Origin of the sequence: Streptomyces montanisoli, from assembly GCF_017813245.1 — a bacterium.
GTDB lineage: Bacteria > Actinomycetota > Actinomycetes > Streptomycetales > Streptomycetaceae > Streptomyces > Streptomyces montanisoli.
Genome location: NZ_JAGIQL010000066.1, coordinates 1 through 18404, shown reverse-complemented (window position 1 = coordinate 18404; position 18404 = coordinate 1). Strand labels below are relative to the sequence as shown.

10 protein-coding genes and 2 rRNA genes are annotated in these 18404 nt (G+C 71.2%); 2 read left to right on the top strand and 10 right to left on the bottom strand.

The window, feature by feature from the left end; genetic code table 11:
- Positions 1-82: 82 nt before the first annotated feature.
- The 7 genes from JFN87_RS17345 to JFN87_RS17315 all read right to left on the bottom strand — a co-directional run bounded on the left by JFN87_RS17345 (position 83) and on the right by JFN87_RS17315 (position 13647).
- Positions 83-613: a CinA family protein gene (locus JFN87_RS17345; RefSeq protein WP_209340997.1), complete on the bottom strand. Its 531-nt coding sequence runs from the start codon at positions 611-613 to the stop codon at positions 83-85.
- Positions 610-1329, bottom strand: coding sequence for a CDP-diacylglycerol--glycerol-3-phosphate 3-phosphatidyltransferase (pgsA, locus tag JFN87_RS17340; RefSeq protein ID WP_209340996.1), 720 nt, complete (start codon positions 1327-1329; stop codon positions 610-612). Before pgsA ends, JFN87_RS17345 begins: the two co-directional genes overlap by 4 nt.
- Entirely contained in the window at positions 1326-2840 is a 1515-nt protein-coding gene (rimO, locus tag JFN87_RS17335) for a 30S ribosomal protein S12 methylthiotransferase RimO (RefSeq protein ID WP_209340995.1), read from the bottom strand. The genes pgsA and rimO overlap by 4 nt, the downstream gene beginning before the upstream one ends.
- Before the next feature lie 92 nt (positions 2841-2932).
- A complete protein-coding gene (locus JFN87_RS17330; RefSeq protein ID WP_209340994.1) occupies positions 2933-3826 on the bottom strand; it encodes a helix-turn-helix domain-containing protein in 894 nt (297 codons plus the stop codon).
- Positions 3827-3993: 167 nt separating this feature from the next.
- On the bottom strand, positions 3994-6939 hold the full coding sequence (locus tag JFN87_RS17325) for a DNA translocase FtsK (RefSeq protein ID WP_209340993.1): 2946 nt from the start codon (positions 6937-6939) through the stop codon (positions 3994-3996).
- Between the two features lie 189 nt (positions 6940-7128).
- On the bottom strand, positions 7129-7800 hold the full coding sequence (locus tag JFN87_RS17320; RefSeq protein ID WP_209340992.1) for a response regulator: 672 nt from the start codon (positions 7798-7800) through the stop codon (positions 7129-7131).
- A 297-nt stretch (positions 7801-8097) separates the two neighbouring features.
- On the bottom strand, positions 8098-13647 hold the full coding sequence (locus JFN87_RS17315) for a HAMP domain-containing protein (protein WP_209340991.1): 5550 nt from the start codon (positions 13645-13647) through the stop codon (positions 8098-8100).
- Positions 13648-13947: 300 nt separating this feature from the next.
- Between JFN87_RS17315 and JFN87_RS17310 the strand changes: the two genes are divergently transcribed.
- Positions 13948-16596, top strand: coding sequence for a SpoIIE family protein phosphatase (locus JFN87_RS17310; RefSeq protein ID WP_209340990.1), 2649 nt, complete (start codon positions 13948-13950; stop codon positions 16594-16596).
- A 7-nt stretch (positions 16597-16603) separates the two neighbouring features.
- Here the strand turns inward: JFN87_RS17310 and JFN87_RS17305 are convergent, their stop codons facing one another.
- A complete protein-coding gene (locus tag JFN87_RS17305) occupies positions 16604-17035 on the bottom strand; it encodes a winged helix-turn-helix transcriptional regulator (RefSeq protein ID WP_209340989.1) in 432 nt (143 codons plus the stop codon).
- 99 nt (positions 17036-17134) lie between these two features.
- Between JFN87_RS17305 and JFN87_RS17300 the strand changes: the two genes are divergently transcribed.
- Positions 17135-18016, top strand: a complete 882-nt coding sequence (locus tag JFN87_RS17300) for an SDR family oxidoreductase (RefSeq protein ID WP_209340988.1) — start codon at positions 17135-17137, stop codon at positions 18014-18016.
- A 62-nt stretch (positions 18017-18078) separates the two neighbouring features.
- On the opposite strand, the gene rrf is transcribed toward JFN87_RS17300, so the two are convergent.
- Together rrf and JFN87_RS17290 are read right to left on the bottom strand one after the other, a co-directional pair.
- Positions 18079-18195 (bottom strand): 5S ribosomal RNA (gene rrf / locus JFN87_RS17295).
- Between the two features lie 80 nt (positions 18196-18275).
- A 23S ribosomal RNA gene (locus JFN87_RS17290) occupies positions 18276-18404 on the bottom strand; the annotation flags it as partial.

Sequence of the window (18404 nt, the reverse complement as noted above, 5' to 3'; positions counted from 1 at the left end):
CCGCATCCTTCACGCCCCACCGTACCGCCTGGGGACGCGGCCGTGCGGGGAGCGATGTCGTGTTCACTCAGGGCTGCAAACATCAAGTCCCCCCGTTTTCTTCCGTATCCTGTGCCCGCTCGTTTCCCGGCAGTTCCCCGAGGAGCAGAGCGAGCGCTCCGCGGACGGTCTCTTTACGAATGTCCGCCCGGCCGCCGTTCAATCGCAACGACCGCACTTTGTCCTCGCCGCCGGGCCCGGCGACCGCCACGTAGACGGTCCCCACGGGCTGCCCGTCCTGCGGATCGGGGCCCGCGACGCCCGTCGTCGCCACCCCCCAGTCGGCGCCGAGCGCCCGGCGTACCCCGGCGGCCATGGCACGCGCCACGTCGGGGTCCACGGCGCCGCGCTCGTCGAGCAGCCGCCCGTCGACGCCCAGCACGTCGCGCTTCAGGTCGGTCGCGTACGCCGTCACGGAGCCGCGGAAGGCCCGGGATGCGCCGGGCACGGAGGTGACCTCCGCCGCCACCAGCCCGCCGGTGAGGGACTCCGCGGCCGCGAGGCTCGCGCCGAGCTCCGTCAGCCGTGCCACGACCGCTGCCGCCGCGCCGCCGGCGTCGTGGCCCGCGCTCACCGCTGGGGCCCCGTCGCGCCCGTCCCGGGCTCCGCGCCCGTCCCGGGCCCCGCCTCCGCGGAGGCCGCCGGGTGCTGCGCCGCGATCCCCTTGCGGCGCAGCACGACGGCCTGGCGCACGTAGTCGAGGCCGGTGAGGACCGTCAGCACGACGGCGACCGCCATCACCCAGAACCGGAACGTGCCCCACCAGTCCGTCAGCGCCAGCACGTACATGCCGACGGCCGTGCCCTGCGCGAGCGTCTTCATCTTGCCGCCGCGGCTGGCCGCGATCACCCCGTGTCTGATCACCCAGAACCGCATCAGCGTGATCCCGAGCTCCCGCGCCAGGATGACGGCGGTGACCCACCACGGAAGGTCGCCGAGCGACGACAGGCAGATCAGCGCCGCTCCCATGATCGCCTTGTCGGCGATGGGGTCGGCGATCTTCCCGAAGTCCGTGACGAGGTTGTACGTGCGCGCCAGATGGCCGTCGAAGACGTCGGTGATCATCGCGACGGCGAACGCCGCCCACGCCCAGGCGCGCCAGACGGGGTCGTAGCCGCCGTTCTGCAGCATGAGTACCACGAAGGCGGGGACGAGCAGCAGCCGGACCATGGTCAGCAGGTTCGCCACGTTCCACAGGCTCGCCTCGTCGACGGCCCCGGCCCCCAGCTTCCCCGCGGGCGCCGGCTTGGAGCCGGCACCGCCCGTCGCGGACGCCGGGGCTCCCGTCATCTGGCCGCCTCCTCGCCTGCGGGCCGGAGGTGGTCCTCCGGAAGCGCGGTGTGCTCGGCGACGAGGTCGACGCCGCCGCTGCCGGTCACCTTCGCCTCGACCATACGGCCGGGGCGCAGGTCCGCGCCCGAGATGAGGACCACCTGGCCGTCGGTCTCGGGCGCCTGGTGGGCCGCTCGCCCCACGGCCACGGCGCCCTCGACGCCGGTGTCCGCGACGTCGGTGGACTCCACGAGGACCTCGAGCGTCTCGCCGAGGCGGTCCTGCGCCCGCTGGGACGTCAGTTCCTCGGCGAGGCGCGAGAGATGGGCGAGCCGCTCGGCGACGACGTCCTCGTCGATCTTGGTGTCGTAGCCGGCGGCCTCCGTGCCGTCCTCGTCGGAGTAGCCGAAGACGCCGATCGCGTCCAGCCGCGCCTCGGTGAGGAATCGTTCGAGCTCGGCGAAGTCGGCCTCGCTCTCGCCGGGGAAGCCGACGATGAAGTTGGATCTGACGCCCGCCTGCGGCGCCTTGTTCCTGATGGTCTCGAGCAGCCCGAGGAAGCGCTCGGTGTCGCCGAAGCGCCGCATGGCCCGCAGCACGCCGGGCGCCGAGTGCTGGAAGGACAGGTCGAAGTACGGGGCGACCTTCGGCGTGGAGGTGAGCACGTCGACGAGGTCGGGCCGCATCTCGGCGGGCTGAAGGTAGCTGACCCGGATCCGCTCGATCCCGTCGACGGCGGCCAGCTCGGGCAGCAGGGTCTCCAGCAGCCGGATGTCCCCGAGGTCCTTGCCGTAGGACGTGTTGTTCTCGGAGACGAGCATGACCTCCTTGACGCCCTGCTCCGCCAGCCACCGCGTCTCGCCGAGCACGTCGCTCGGGCGGCGGGAGATGAAGGAGCCACGGAAGGAGGGGATCGCGCAGAACGAGCAGCGGCGGTCGCAGCCGGACGCGAGCTTCACCGACGCGACGGGGCTCGTGTCGAGCCGCCTGCGCAGCGGCGCGCGCGGGCCCGAGGCGGGCGCGATGCCCTCGGGAAGGTCGGCCGGCGCAGGCGCGATGTCGCCGTGGCCGGGCAGCGCGACGCCCTCGGCGCCCTGCCGCTCCACGGGGCTCAGCGGCAGCAGCTTGCGCCGGTCGCGGGGGGTGTGCGAGGCGTGGATGCCGCCGCCGAGGATGGTGGAGAGACGGTCGGAGATGTCGGCGTAGTCGTCGAAGCCGAGCACGCCGTCGGCTTCCGGCAGGGCGTCGGCGAGCTCCTTGCCGTACCGCTCGGCCATGCAGCCGACGGCGACGACGGCCTGGGTCCTGCCGTGGTCCTTGAGGTCGTTCGCCTCCAGCAGGGCGTCGACGGAGTCCTTCTTGGCGGCCTCGACGAAACCGCAGGTGTTGACGACGGCGACGTCCGCGTCGGCGGCTTCCTGGACGAGCTCCCAGCCGTCCGCCGCCAGGCGGCCTGCGAGCTCCTCGGAGTCCACCTCGTTACGGGCGCAGCCAAGGGTGACGAGAGCGACGGTGCGGCGATCGGGCATGGACTCAAGACTACGGGGTCCGGGCGCCGCCCAGCTCGCGCAGGGGTACCGGCGGCGCCGGATACCCCCGCGCGGCGCGGGTGGACGGCTTCTCAGCCGACCGACGGGTCGCCCTGCGTGTAGGAGAGGCGTTCGACCTGGCCGGAGCGGAACTGGTCGTCGACCTTCTTGCCGTTGACGTAGAGCTCTATGGCGCCCGCGTTGCCGAGGATGAGGTCGACGCGCTTGTCGTCCTGGAAGGTCTTGGACTGGCCCTTGTCGAGGATCCCGTCGAAGAGCAGCTTGCCGTTGTGCGCCTTCGCGGAGATCCAGCTCTTCGCGTCCACGGCGGACAGCTTCACCGTCACCTTGTCGCGTGGCGCGGCGGCGATGGCGCTGTCGGAGGCGGCGGGGGCGGGCGGCGTCTTCTTCTTCGAGTGGGTGGGGCTCGGGCTCGACGCGGAGGCGGACGGGCCGCCCGCCTCGGTGCCGGCCGTGTTCTTCGACGAGCCGTCCGAGCCGCTGCTGTGGAAGGCGGTGAAGCCGACGAAGCCGGCCACCGCGACGATCGCCGCGACCATGGCCGCCGTCCAGTTGGGCCTGCGGCGCTCCGGCCTGATCCGTTCGGCCTCGAAGAGGGGCGCTGCCGGGGTGGCGGTGGGCGCGGGCCGCCCGCCGTGCTCGGCGTCGAACTGCTCGACGAGCGGGCCGGGGTCGAGCCCGACCTCGTGCGCGATCATCCTGATGTGCCCGCGGGCGTACACGTCGCCGCCCGAGCGGGTGAAGTCGTCGTTCTCGATCGCGTGCACGATCGGTGCGCGGACGCGGGTGGCGGCGCTGACGCCCTCGATCGTCAGCCCGGCCGCGACCCGCGCCCGCCTCAGGGCCAGGCCGATCGGGACGCGGTCCTCGGACGCGGGGTGCGGAGCGTTCGGGTCGTCTTCCGGTGAACTGCCGTCAGATGAGTTGCCGATGGACACGGGTGCGCCTTTCGAGCGTGCAGCCACCTGCTGGACGCTCAGTCTAGGGGTGGTGCGAAAGGGTGGGGCAAGCGGGAGGACACACTTGTACGCCGCCGCAACGGGACGACGGCGCGGGATCGGGAGGGCTCGGTGCGCCCTCTCTTCCCACCTTGACGTACGGCCGCGCGAAAGGGTTGCCCCGCCACTTGTCTCTAGGAAGACTCCCCCCGGATGACCGACAGCACACCGTCGAGCTCGTCGGCCTTCACAAGAACGTCACGTGCCTTGGATCCCTCGCTCGGCCCGACGATGTCGCGGGACTCCATGAGGTCCATGAGACGGCCCGCCTTGGCGAACCCGACGCGCAGTTTGCGCTGCAGCATCGACGTGGAGCCGAACTGGGTGGAGACGACCAGCTCGGCCGCCTGGCACAGCAGGTCGAGGTCGTCGCCGATGTCCTCGTCGATCTCCTTCTTCTTCTGCGTGCCGACGACGACGTCCTCGCGGAAGACGGGCGCCATCTGGTCCTTGCAGTGCTGGACGACGGCGCCGATCTCCTCCTCGGTGACGAAGGCGCCCTGGAGCCGCGTGGGCTTGTTCGCGCCCATGGGCAGGAACAGCCCGTCGCCCTTGCCGATGAGCTTCTCGGCGCCCGGCTGGTCGAGGATGACGCGGCTGTCGGCGAGCGAGGAGGTCGCGAACGCGAGCCTTGAGGGGACGTTCGCCTTGATCAGGCCGGTGACGACGTCCACGGACGGCCGCTGGGTGGCGAGCACCAGGTGGATACCGGCCGCGCGCGCCAGCTGGGTGATGCGGACGATCGCGTCCTCGACGTCGCGCGGCGCGACCATCATCAGGTCGGCGAGCTCGTCCACGATCACCAGCAGGTAGGGGTACGGCTGGAGCTCGCGCTCGCTGCCCTCGGGGAGCTTCACCTTGCCCTCACGCACGGCCCGGTTGAAGTCGTCGATGTGGCGGAAGCCGAACGCGGCGAGGTCGTCGTAGCGCAGGTCCATCTCGCGCACCACCCACTGGAGGGCCTCGGCGGCCCGCTTCGGGTTGGTGATGATCGGGGTGATCAGGTGCGGGATGCCCTCGTAGGCGGTGAGCTCGACGCGCTTGGGGTCGACCAGCACGAGCCGCACGTCCTCGGGCGTGGCACGCATCATGACGGAGGTGATGAGGCAGTTGATGCAGGAGGACTTGCCGGATCCCGTGGCGCCCGCGACGAGCATGTGGGGCATCTTCGCCAGGCTGTGCATGACGTAGCCGCCCTCGACGTCCTTGCCGAAGGCCACCAGCATCGGATCGGCGTCGTCGTCGCCCGCCAGCCTGAGCACGTCGCCGAGGTTGACCATCTCCCGGTCGGTGTTGGGGATCTCGATGCCGACGGCGGACTTGCCGGGGATCGGGGAGATGATCCGCACGTCGGGGCTGGCGACCGCGTAGGCGATGTTCTTGGCGAGCGCGGTGATGCGCTCGACCTTCACCGCCTTGCCGAGCTCGACCTCGTAGCGTGTGACGGTCGGGCCGCGGGTGAAGCCGGTCACGGCCGCGTCGACCTTGAACTCCGTGAAGACCGTCGTCAGCGACTGGGCGACGGCGTCGTTGGCCGCGGTGCGCGTCTTGCCGGGACCGCCGCGCTCCAGCAGGTCTATCGACGGGAGCGAGTAGGTCACGTCGCCGGCGAGCTGGAGCTGCTCCGCGCGGGGCGGCAGCCCGTCGGCGGGTTCCGGCGCGGGCTTGGTGAGGTCGGCGAAGGCGCCTGTACCCGTCTTGCCGCCCGCGGGCGCGTCGTCCCCGGCGTCCGAGGGGGCCTCGGGGTTCTTGACGGACTTGGTGGCCTTGGCGGCCTTGGCGGCGGCGCCTCGGGCGGTCGGCACGGAGGGGGAGCGCTCGGCGGCGGAGCCCGTGGCGTCCGTGCCGTCCGGGCTGTCCGTGCCGTCCTCCGCCTCGGGGCGGCGCACGTTCCCGGTCACGCCCTGCGTGAGGTCGGCGACCAGCGGCGAGGGCGGCATGCCGTTGAGCACGGCGCCGTCCAGGGCCGCCGCCGCGGCGGCCGCCACGTCGACGGGGTCCATGTGCCGTCCGAACTGCGGCTCGGAGGACGGCCTGCGCGGCTTCTTCCGCTTGGAGAGGGCGTCGGCCTCGGCCCGGTCGTGGTCGAAGACGGCGTCGCCGCCGCGCCGTGACGTCCCTCCGCGCCTGCCCGGGGCGGCGGGCGACGGTGCGTCACGCCACGGCTCGTCGTAGGGCGCGCCCGCACCGTCGTCGCCGTCATGCCCGGCGTATTCCGCGGCGAGTTCGGCGGCCTCCTCGTCGGTCGGGGCGATGACGCGCAGCCGGATGCCGAGCAGCCGGAGCCGTTGCGGGATGGCGTTGACCGGGGTCGCCGTGACGACGAGCAGGCCGAAGACCGTCAGCAGGAGGAGCACGGGCACGGCGAGCGCGGCACCCATCGCGAAGATCAGCGGCTCGGACACGGCCCACCCGATGAGCCCGCCCGCGTCCCGCATGGCCTGCATGCCCGCGGCGCGGCCCGGCGCTCCGCAGGCGATGTGCACGAGCCCGAGCACGCCGAGGACCAGCGCGGACAGGCCGATGACGATGCGCCCGTTGGCCTCGGGCCGCTGCGGATAGAGGATCAGCCGTACGGCGATCGCACCGAGCAGTATCGGTACGAGCAGGTCGAGCCGGCCGAACGCGCCGGTGATGAGCATGGTGACGAGGTCGCCCACCGGGCCCTGGAGGTCGGACCAGGTGCCGGCCGCGACGATCAGCGCGAGCGCGAGCAGCAGCAGGCCGATGCCGTCCTTGCGGTGCGCGGGGTCGAGGCCCTTGGCGCCGCGCCCTATGCCGCGCATCGCGCCGCCCACGCCGTGCGCGGCCCCCAGCCATACGGCCTTCACGAGGCGGTAGACCCCGCCGGTGGGCGACGGCGCGGGCCTCGGGGCCGGTCTGGCCGTGGCCTTCTTCGCGGGCGCCTTCTTGGCCGGGGCCTTCTTGGCTGCCGTCTTCTTCGCGGGGGCCGCCTTCTGGGCGGCCTTCCTCGCGGGCGGGGCGGCGGCCTTCTTCGCCGCGCCGGTCGTCCGGGCGGCGCGCGGCTTCGCGGTGCCCGCCGCTCCCTGAGAACCCTTGCCGGACGTACGTGAGGCCATGGTGGTGAGGTTACCGGGACGAAGCCCCGGGGACACCTGTGGCCACTGCTTCACCCGTTCGTGTCGAAGCCGGCATGGGCGACGCTGACGCGCCGTCAGCCGCGCCTGGACGTCGGCGGCGGCGTCAAGGACACGGTGTCAGGGTGGCGTTCAGCGTGCGGTGTCAGGCCGGCGTTCGGGGATGCGGTGTCAGGGCTGTGGCGGGAACACGGGCGCCGACCCGTCGCTGCCGGGGCCGAGCGCGTCCAGCGCGCGGCGCAGCGCGGTGAGTTTGCGCTCCAGGTGCGCGGCGGTGGCGACCGCCGACGCGTCGGCCGCGTCGTCGTCGAGCTGTTTGGACAGCGCCTCGGCCTGCTCCTCGACCGCTGCGAGGCGCGCGGACAGTTCGGCGAGCAGCCCGGCGGGCTCCCTGGCCGCCTCGCCGACACCGGCAAGTTGCAGCCGCAACAGCTCGGCCTGCTCCTTGAGCTGGCAGTTCTTCATGTACAGCTCGACGAAGACGGACACCTTCGCGCGCAGCACCCACGGGTCGAACGGCTTGGAGATGTAGTCGACCGCGCCCGCCGCGTAGCCGCGGAACGTGTGGTGGGGGCCGTGGTTGATGGCCGTGAGGAAGATGATCGGGATGTCGCGGGTGCGCTCACGGCGCTTGATGTGCGCCGCCGTCTCGAACCCGTCCATCCCCGGCATCTGGACATCCAGCAGAATGACCGCGAAATCATCCGTCAGAAGCGCCTTGAGTGCTTCCTCCCCTGACGATGCCCGCACCAGTGTCTGATCGAGCGCGGAGAGGATCGCCTCCAGCGCGAGCAGATTCTCCGGCCGGTCATCGACCAGGAGGATCTTGGCCTTCTGCACCATGGCCACCCGCCCTCCTCCTCGCCCCGGCGACGGCCGCTCCCCGGCACCGGCGCGCGGTCCGAGACCGCGCTCCCCACCAGAGGAAGGCACCCGTGCGCCGTCCGTCCTTGTGCCGGTCATGGTAGCCGCACCCCGCCCATCGCCACACCCTGTCACCGCTATGTCACGGCGCACTAACGTGTAACGCGGCGAGGTCGTGGAACGTTCCCGGCACCTCTGTCACACACACCGTGCCACACCCCCCGCGCCACGGCCCCGGGCGCCCCCCGGCGGGGGCCTCCAGGGCCGCGCCGCGGCTCACCTCTCCCGCATGTACTCCGCCATCATCGTCAGCAGCTGGTCGGAGTCGACCGGTTTGGTCACATAGTCCGACGCACCCGACTCGATGGCCTTCTCCCGGTCGCCCTTCATCGCCTTCGCGGTGAGCGCGATGATCGGCAGCCCCGCGAACTGCGGCATCCTGCGGATCGCCGTCGTCGTCTCGTAGCCGTCCATCTCCGGCATCATGATGTCCATCAGCACCACGGTGACGTCGTCGTGCTGCTCCAGCACCTCGATGCCCTCCCGGCCGTTCTCCGCGTACAGGACGGACAGGCCGTGCGCCTCCAGGACGCTGGTGAGGGCGAAGACGTTGCGCACGTCGTCGTCGACGATGAGCACCTTCTCCGCGTTGAACGACACCGTGGACCGCGGGGTGGCCGCGGCCTGCTCGGCCTGCCCGGCGGAGCCCTCCGCTGACCGTGTCCGCTCGGCGGGCTGTACGACCGCCGGCACGTGCTCCGGCGGCTCCCCGGCGCCCTTCGCCTGTGTGCCGTTCGCCTGGGCGCGGCTCGCCTGCCCCGCCCCCGCGGTGCCCTGCTGCGGCTGAGGCTGTGCGGCGACGCCCGAGGGCAGCTCGGGCGGCCGGGTCCGCGCCTCGACGCTCGCGGGCGTCTCCGCCGGGCCGCCGCTCTCGGCCGCGGCGCCCTGCTGGGCGTCCCGGTCCGTGCGGGACACCTGCGGGTAGCCCTGAGGGGGCAGCTCGCTCGGGTGCAGCGGCAGGTAGAGGGTGAACGTGGAGCCGCGGCCCGGCTCGCTCGCCGCGTGGATCTCGCCGCCGAGCAGGCGCGCGATCTCCCGGCTGATGGACAGGCCGAGGCCCGTGCCGCCGTACTTGCGGCTCGTGGTGCCGTCGGCCTGCTTGAACGCCTCGAAGATGACGCGCATCTTGCTGGCGGCGATGCCGATGCCGGTGTCCGTGACGGAGAAGGCGATCAGGTCGCCGTCCGCCTCACGCAGCGAACCGGCTTCCAGCAGCTGCTCCCTGATCGCGACCGGCACGTCCGTGCCCGCGGGCCTGATCACCAGCTCGACGGCGCCCGTGTCGGTGAACTTCACCGCGTTCGACAGGAGGTTGCGCAGCACCTGCAGCAGCCGCTGCTCGTCGGTGTGCAGCGTGGCGGGCAGCTCGGGGGAGACCCGCACCGAGAAGTCGAGCCCCTTCTCCGCCGTCAGCGGACGGAACGTCGCCTCCACGTAGTCGACGAGCTGCACCAGCGCGATCCGCGTCGGGCTGACGTCCATCTTGCCCGCCTCGACCTTCGACAGGTCGAGGATGTCGTTGATGAGCTGAAGCAGGTCGGAGCCCGCCCCGTGGATGGTCTCCGCGAACTCGACCTGCTTGGGCGACAGGTTCGACTCGGCGTTGTCCGCGAGGAGCTTCGCCAGGATCAGCAGCGAGTTCAGCGGCGTGCGCAGCTCGTGCGACATGTTCGCCATGAACTCCGACTTGTAGCGCATCGAGACCGCGAGCTGCTCGGCGCGCTCCTCGAGCACCTGCCGCGCGTCCTCGATCTCGGTGTTCTTGAACTCGATGTCCCGGTTCTGCCGGGCGAGCAGCTCGGCCTTCTCCTCCAGCTCGGCGTTGGACGCCTGCAGCGCCTTCTGCCGGTTCTCCAGCTCGGCCGACCGCTCCCGCAGCTGCTCGGTCAGCTCCTGCGACTGCTTGAGGAGCACGCCCGTCTTGGAGTTGACGCTGATGGTGTTGACGCTGGTCGCGATCATCTCCGCGATCTGCTTGAGGAAGTCGCGCTGGATCTGCGTGAACGGCTGGAACGACGCCAGCTCGATCACGCCGAGCACCTTCCCGTCGAACAGCACCGGCAGCACGATCACGTGGGCGGGCGACGCCTCCCCCAGGCCCGAGGAGATCTTCAGGTAGCCGGGCGGCACGTTGACCTGGATCGTGCGCATCTCCTCGGCCGCCGTGCCGATCAGCCCCTGGCCCGGCCGGAACGACGTGGGCATCGAGCCCGCCGAGTAGCCGTAACTCCCGCGCAGGTACAGCTCGTAGCCGCCGTCCCTGCCCGTGTCGGCGCCCAGCTCCGCCGCCGTGCCCGTCTGCATGGCGAGGAAGAACGCGCCGTGCTGCGCGGACACCACGGGCGTCAGCTCGCTCATGATCAGCGAGGCGACGTCGTCCAGGTCGCGCCGGCCCTGCATCAGGCCCGAGATGCGCGCCAGGTTGCCCTTGAGCCAGTCCTGCTCCTCGTTGGCGATCGTGGTGTCACGCAGGTTGGCGATCATCGTGTTGATGTAGTCCTGCAGGTCCTTGATCTCGCCCGCCGCGTCCACGTCGATCTTCACGCCGAGGTCGCCGCGGGTCACCGCCGTCGCCACGTTGGAGATCGCCCGCACCTGGCCGGTGAGGTTCCCGGCCATCTCGTTGACGGACTCCGTCAGGTCGCGCCACGTGCCGTCCGCGGCGCGCACGCGCGCCTGGCCGCCCAGGATCCCCTCCGTACCCACTTCGCGGGCCACGCGCGTGACCTCGTCCGCGAAGTTGGACAGCTGGTCGACCATCGTGTTGACGGTGTTCTTGAGCTCCTGGATCTCGCCGCGCGCGTCGATGTCGATCTTCCGCGTCAGGTCGCCCTTCGCGATCGCCGTGGTGACCGTCGCGATCTGCCGCACCTGGCCGGTCAGGTTCGACGCCATCAGGTTCACCGAGTCGGTGAGGTCCTTCCACGTGCCGGACACTCCGGGCACGCGCGCCTGGCCGCCCAGCTCGCCCTCGGTGCCCACCTGCCGGGCGACCCGGGTGACCTCGTCGGCGAACGACGACAGGGTGGTCACCATCGTGTTGACGGTGTCCGCGAGCTCGGCGACCTCGCCGCGCGCCTCGACCGTCACCTTCTTGGTCAGGTCGCCGTGCGCGACCGCCGAGGAGACCCGCGAGATGTTGCGCACCTGGCTCGTCAGGTTGTTGGCCATCGTGTTGACATTGTCGCTGAGGTCCTTCCAGATGCCGACGACGCCCCGCACCCTGGCCTGGCCGCCCAGGATGCCCTCCGTGCCCACCTCGCGGGCCACGCGCGTGACCTCGTCCGCGAAGTTCGACAGCTGGTCGACCATCGTGTTGACGGTGGTGACCAGGTCGAGGATCTCGCCCTTCGCGTCGACCGTGATCTTCTTCGACAGGTCGCCCATCGCGACCGCGGTGGTGACCTCGGCGATGTTGCGGACCTGCGACGTCAGGTTGTTCGCCATGAAGTTGACGGACTGCGTCAGGTCCTTCCACGTGCCGGCGACGCCCTTGACCTCGGCCTGGCCGCCCAGCATGCCCTCCGTGCCCACCTCGCGGGCCACACGCGTGACCTCGTCGGCGAAGCTGGAGAGCTGGTCGACCATCGTGTTCAGCGTCGACTTCAGCTCGAGGATCTCGCCCTTCGCGTCCACGCTGATCTTCTGCGAGAGGTCGCCGCGCGCGACGGCCGTGGCGACCTGGGCGATGGAGCGGACCTGGTCGGTCAGATTGCCCGCCATGCCGTTCACGGAGTCCGTCAGGTCGCGCCAGACGCCCGCGACGCCCGGCACCTGTGCCTGGCCGCCCAGCCTGCCGTCCGTGCCGACCTCGCGCGCCACGCGCGTCACCTGGTCGGCGAAGGCGGAGAGCTGGTCGACCATCGTGTTGATCGTGTTCTTGAGTTCGAGGATCTCGCCCTTGGCGTCCACCTCGACCTTCTTGGACAGGTCACCGCGCGCCACGGCCGTCGTCACCTGGGCGATCTGGCGCACCTGGTTCGTCAGGTTGCCCGCCATGAAGTTGACGGAGTCCGTCAGCTCCTTCCACGTGCCGGAAACACCCGGCACGCGCGCCTGACCGCCGAGGCGGCCCTCGGAACCGACGTCCCGCGACATCCGCGTCACCTGGTCGGCGAAGCTGGACAGCTGCGCCACCATCGTGTTGACGGTGTTCTTCAGCTCCAGCATCTCGCCGGCGACCTCGACCTGGACCTTCTGCGACAGGTCGCCGTTGGCCACCGCCGTCGTCACCTGCGCGATGTCGCGCACCTGGCCAGTGAGGTTGCGGAACGCGTTGTTGACGGAGTCGGTCAGGTCCTTCCACGTGCCCGCGGCGCCCGGCACGTGCGCCTGGCCGCCGAGGCGCCCCTCGACGCCGACCTCGCGCGCGACGCGTGTCACCTCGGAGCCGAACGACTGGAGCTGGTCCACCATCGTGTTGACGGTGTTCTTCAGCTCCAGCATCTCGCCGGCGACCTCGACCTCGACCTTCTGCGACAGGTCGCCGCTGGCCACCGCCGTCGTCACCTGCGCGATGTCGCGCACCTGCGTGGTCAGGTTCCTGAAGACCGTGTTGACGGAGTCCGTGAGGTCCTTCCACGTGCCCGCCGCGCCCGGCACCTGCGCCTGGCCGCCGAGCAGGCCCTCGGCGCCGACCTCGCTCGCCACGCGCGTCACCTCGTCGGCGAACGTGCGCAGCGTCTCCGTCATCTGGTTGATCGTGTCGGCGAGCTGCGCGACCTCACCGCGTGCCGTCACCGTCACCTTCCGCGACAGGTCGCCGTTGGCGACGGCCGTCGTGACGGACGCGATGCCGCGGACCTGGCTGGTCAGGTTGGTCGCCATCGTGTTGACGGAGTCCGTGAGGTCCTTCCAGACACCCGCGACACCCGCGACCTCGGCCTGCCCGCCGAGCTCGCCCTCCGTACCGACCTCGCGGGCCACGCGCGTGACCTCGGAGGAGAACGAGGACAGCTGGTCGACCATCGTGTTGACGGTGTTCTTCAGCTGCAGCATCTCGCCGGCGACATGGACCGTCACCTTGCGCGACAGGTCGCCCTTCGCGACGGCCGTCGTCACGAGCGCGATGTCGCGCACCTGGGCCGTCAGCCGGTACGCCATCGTGTTGACGGAGTCCGTCAGGTCCTTCCAGGAGCCGGCCATGCCCCTGACCTTGGCCTGACCGCCCAGCTTGCCCTCCGTGCCCACTTCGAGGGCGACGCGCGTCACCTCGTCGGTGAACGCGGACAGCTGGTCCACGAGGTTGTTGACCGTGCGGGCCACCTTCAGGAACTCGCCGCGCAGGGGCCTCTCGGCCGCCGTGCCCTGGCCGCCCTCGGCGAGCGACCGCAGCTCCATCCGCTGTGCGAGATCACCCTCGGCGACCGCGGAGAGCACCCTGCCGACCTCGGACACCGGCCGCGCGAGGTCGTCCACGAGCGCGTTGGCCGCGTCGATCGCCGACGCCCAGGACCCCTCGCAGGTGCCCGTCTCCAGGCGCTCCGTGAGCTTTCCCTCACGCCCGACCACCCTGCGTACCCGGGCGATCTCGCCCGTGAGGTGCAGGTGGCGGTCGGCGACCTCGTTGAACACCGCGGCGATCTCCGCCATGGTGTCGTCACCGGTCACGGTCAGGCGCCGGCGGAAATTGCCGTCCCGCATCGCGATCAGACCCGTGAGCAGTCTGTTCAGGGCCGCCGAGTCCACCTCGGTCGTCCCGCCGCTCCGGGACCGTCCGCCTTTCGCACGCGCTCGTCCTTCGCGCGCCGCCACGCCAGACTCCACCGTGTCCCTCCCACAGGGGTCGACCGTTATTACTTGTCCGGTCTCTACTTGCCCGGTCTCTCACCGGAAGCCTGCCCAGTGTTTCACCATGCTCGAACCCGGCGATAACAGTTCGGCAGCTTCCTCCAGCGTCGCATCCCGCCCCGCGTCCCCGAAGGACGGAATCCGGGCCGACCGGCATCCACCAAGGCAGCGAAGGTAAGTAACCTTGGCGGCGGCTGTCCACCCGTCCCGGTCCGCCCGGCAAGGGGCGGTGTGACGAGTACTACAACCGGGCAGCGGGAGGGGCGGGGCCGTTTCATGGCGGAGCCGGACGTTGCAACGCGTACGAGGAGTTCTGTGATCACCGCGCGGGCGGCTGCCACCTTCGACCCCGAGGGCCGGTCCGTCGCGGCCGCCCGGGCCTTCGTGCGCGACACGCTGCAGGGCTGGGGCTGCTCCGACGTCGTCGACGACGCGGTCGTCCTGACCAGCGAACTCGTCACCAACGCCGTCATCCACGCGGGCACGGCGGCCGACGTGCGCTGCCTGCGCACGGAGCAGGGCGTGCGGGTCGAGGTCGCGGACCGCTACCCCGAGCGCGAGGTTCCCGTGCAGGCCACGGGCCACTCGATCGGCAACCTCGACAGCGAGCACGGCAGGGGGCTGCTGCTGTGCGCCGCGCTCGCCTCCCGCTGGGGCGTCGAGTACACCCCGTCCTACAAGCAGGTCTGGTTCCAGCTCGACATGCCGGAACGGCCCGTCGGCACCCGCTCCGCCGGCCCCCTGCTGCCCACGGCGCTGCTGCCCACCGCCGACGACCGGGTACGCGTCGCGGTCGTCCAGGTCGACGAGTCGGCCACCGTCGAGGGCTGGAACGAGGACGCGCAGGCACTCTTCGGCTACACGGCGGAGCAGACCGTCGGCAAGCCGCTCTCCGACTTCGCCGCCTGGCCGCACACCCCCGGCACGAGCATGGGCATCGTCGAGGCCCTGCGGCTGTCGCGCTGGGAGGGCAGCTACGGCATCAGAAACGCCGACGGCAGAGTCATCCCCGTCTACGCGTCCCACCTGCGCGTGCGCGACACCCAGGGCGAGCCGTCCACGGTCTGCCTGCTCGTACGCGACTACGAACGCGCCGTCATCCAGACCCCACCGCGCCAGGCGGCCAAGGAGGCGAACGGCGAGAACCGCACCGCCGACCCGTTCGAGGTCTTCATCGGCTCGCCCGCCCCCGACGACCTGGACGGCCTCCTCCAGCGCACCGTGGAACGCTCGCGCGACATGCTCGAGGGCGACGCGGCGTTCCTCCTGCTCGCCACCGACGACGAGACGGAACTCGAGGTGCGCGCCACCACGGGACTGCCGTCCGCGCGCCAGCGCTTCGCTCGCGTGCCCGTCGAGGCCGGCGCGGGACGGTACGGCTCGGCCCGCCTGCCCGCCGTCCACGACGACCTCGCGGCCCTGCCCGGCGCCGTACCCCTCCTCACGGGCACCGGCATGCGCTCCGTCGTGACCGTCCCCCTCAAGGTCGAGGGCCGCCTCACCGGCTCGCTCGGCGTGGCCGCCGAGGCGCCGGGCCGCTACTCCAACGAACAGGCGCTGCGACTGCAGTTCGCGGCCGACCGGATCGCCCTCGCCGTCGAATCGGCGCGCCTCGGGGAGCTCGAACGGCTGCGCCGCGGCTCGCTGTCCTTCCTCGTGGAGGCGTCCGACCTGCTCGCGGGAACGCTGGACCACAACCAGACCCTCGCGCTCATGTCGCAGATGACGGTCCCCACCCTCGCCACCTGGTGCGCCGTCTACACCATCGCCGACACCTCGTCCGAGCCCGAGCTGTCCTTCGTGCTGCACGAGGACGAGGAGCGCATCGACGGCCTGAAGGCCCTGCTCTCCAGGATCAGCCCGCCCGAGCCGGTCCCCACCCCGGGCGCCAGGCTATGGACCGCCCCCGCCGACGCGGCGCACCAGTCGGCGTTGCGCAGTTCCATGCGGGAGCTCACGACCGGCTCGTCGGCGGCGGGCTCCGGGGTCGGCCCCTCCCTCGCGACGGCCGCAGCCGTCGGCGGGGAGACGGTCGTCCTGCCGCTGGTCGCACGCAACCGCGTCATCGGCATGCTCACGCTGGGCAAGCCGTCGGACGACCACTTCCGCCAGGAGATCCTGGAACTGGCCGAGGACCTGTCACGCAGGGCGGCACTCGCCCTCGACAACGCGCGCCTGTACTCGGAGCGCACCGCGATCAGCCAGTCGCTCCAGCGCAGCCTGCTGCCGCCCGAGCTGCCCGTGATCCCCGGCGTCGAGGTCGAGGTCATCTACCGCGCGGCGGGCGAGGGCAACGAGGTCGGCGGCGACTTCTACGACCTGTTCCCCATCAAGGACGGCGTCTACGGCTTCGCCATCGGGGACGTCTGCGGCACGGGCCCCGAGGCGGCCGCCGTCACCGGCCTGGCACGCCACGCGCTGCGCCTGCTCGCCCGGGAGGGCCTCGGCGGCCCGGCGGTACTCGAACGGCTCAACGCGGCCATCCTCGACGAGGGCGCGCGCAGCCGCTTCCTCACACTGCTCTACGGCGAGTTGCGTCCCCAGGAGGACGGCAGCGCGCTGCTCAACGTCGTCTGCGCCGGCCACCCGCTGCCGCTGCGGCTGCGCCAGGACGGCTCCGTCGACCCGGCCGCGGAGCCCCAGACCCTGCTCGGCGTGATGGACGACCTCGACCTGTACGAGCAGACCGTCACGCTCGACCCCGGCGATGTCCTGCTCTGCGTCACCGACGGCGTCACCGAGCGGCGGGAGGGCACGCGCATGCTCGGCGACGACGGCCTCGCCGAGGTCCTCGCCACCTGTACGGGCCTCACGGCGGGCGCGGTCGCCGCACGCATCCTGCGCGCGGTGGAACGGTTCGCCGCCGCGCCGGCCTCCGACGACATGGCCATCCTCGCGCTGCGCGTCCCGGAACCGCAGGCGTGACGGCGGTTCAGGCCGGCTTCGCCTTGGCGCTGTCGTACGCGGCGCGCGCGTCGAAGACGTCCCCGAGGCTCGCCTCCGCCCACCGCGCGAGCGCCCACACCTGATCCGCGGCCTGACGTCCGAGCGGCGTCAGCGAGTAGTCCACGTGCGGCGGGATGACCGGCTTGGCGTCCCGGTCGACGAAGCCGTCGCGCTCCAGCGTCTGCAACGTCTGCGCCAGCATCTTCTCGCTCACGCCGCCGACCTCGCGCCGCAGTTCGCTGAAGCGGAACGTGCCCTCCGTCAGGACGGCGAGCACAAGCACGCCCCACCGGCTGGTGACGTGCTCGAGCACGCCCCTGGAGGGACAGGCGAACCGGTTCACGTTCGGCTCGTCCCCGGACGGCCGCGCACCTTCGGCGAGGAAGCGCGCGACCTCGGTCTTCGCACCAACAGTCATGCCAGTACCTTACTTCGAAGTGGGTACTTACGAATCTTCCTGTACCACCCGTACGGTGGCCTGGTCGCAGTACGTACCGAACGGAAAGAGAACCAATCCATGAGCATCGTGATCACCGGCGCGACCGGACAGCTCGGCCGCCTTGTCGTGGCCGACCTGCTGGCAGCGGGTGTGCCTTCCGGCGACATCACGGCGGTGGCCCGCAGCGAGGCGAAGGCCGAGGACCTGGCGGCGGCCGGTGTGCGGGTGCGCGTCGCGGACTACGACGAGCCGGGTTCCTTCAAGCCCGTCATCGGCCAGGGCGACCGTGTGCTGCTGATCTCCGGTACGGACATCGGCAGGCGCGCCGAACAGCATGCGGCCGTGATCGACGCGGCGAAGGCCGCCGGGGCCGCGCAGCTCGCGTACACGGGCGTCTTCGGCGGTCCGACCGCGGACTTCCTGCTGGCAGCCGACCACCGCGCGACGGAGCAGCTGATACTCGACTCGGGGCTGCCGTACACGTTCCTGCGCAACGGCTGGTACTCGGACGCACCGTCCTTCACCGCGGACCTGCCGGGCATTCTGGAGCGCGGCGCGATCATCACCAGCACGACGGCCGGCGCGCGCATCGCGACGGCGCCGCGTACGGACTACGCGGAGGCCGCGGCGCGTGTGCTGCGCGAGGACGGCCATCTGGGCAAGGCGTACGAGTTGAGCGGCGACGCCGCCTGGTCGTTCGACGAGTTCGCCGACGAGGTGTCACGGCAGTCCGGCCGGCGGATCGTTCACCGCGCGGTGACGCCGGCGGAGCACAAGGCCACTCTCGTCGGCGCGGGCCTGCCCGAGGGCTTCGCGGAGGTGCTGGTGGACGTGGACGCCGCGATCAGCCGTGGGTCGCTGGCGGGCACTCCCGGCGATCTGTCCCGCATTCTCGGGCGTCCGACGACCCCGATCGCGGACTCGATCGCGGAGGCGCTCACGCGGGCGGAGAAGAAATAGCCCGGGAAACGCGAAAAGGCCCGCACCTGTGGTGCGGGCCTTCCCGGTCCTGCGAACGTATTGTTCGGCGGCGTCCTACTCTCCCACAGGGTCCCCCCTGCAGTACCATCGGCGCAGTAGAGCTTAGCTTCCGGGTTCGGAATGTAACCGGGCGTTTCCCCTACGCTAAAACCACCGAAACACTATGAAACTATCGAACACCGGTATCTCTTCACGGCTGTTCGTGGTTTCAGAACCAACACAGTGGACGCGAGCCTCTATGGACAAGCCCTCGGCCTATTAGTACCGGTCAACTCCACCAGTCACCTGGCTTCCATCTCCGGCCTATCAACCCAGTCGTCTACTGGGAGCCTTACCCCATCAAGTGGGTGGGAGTCCTCATCTCGAA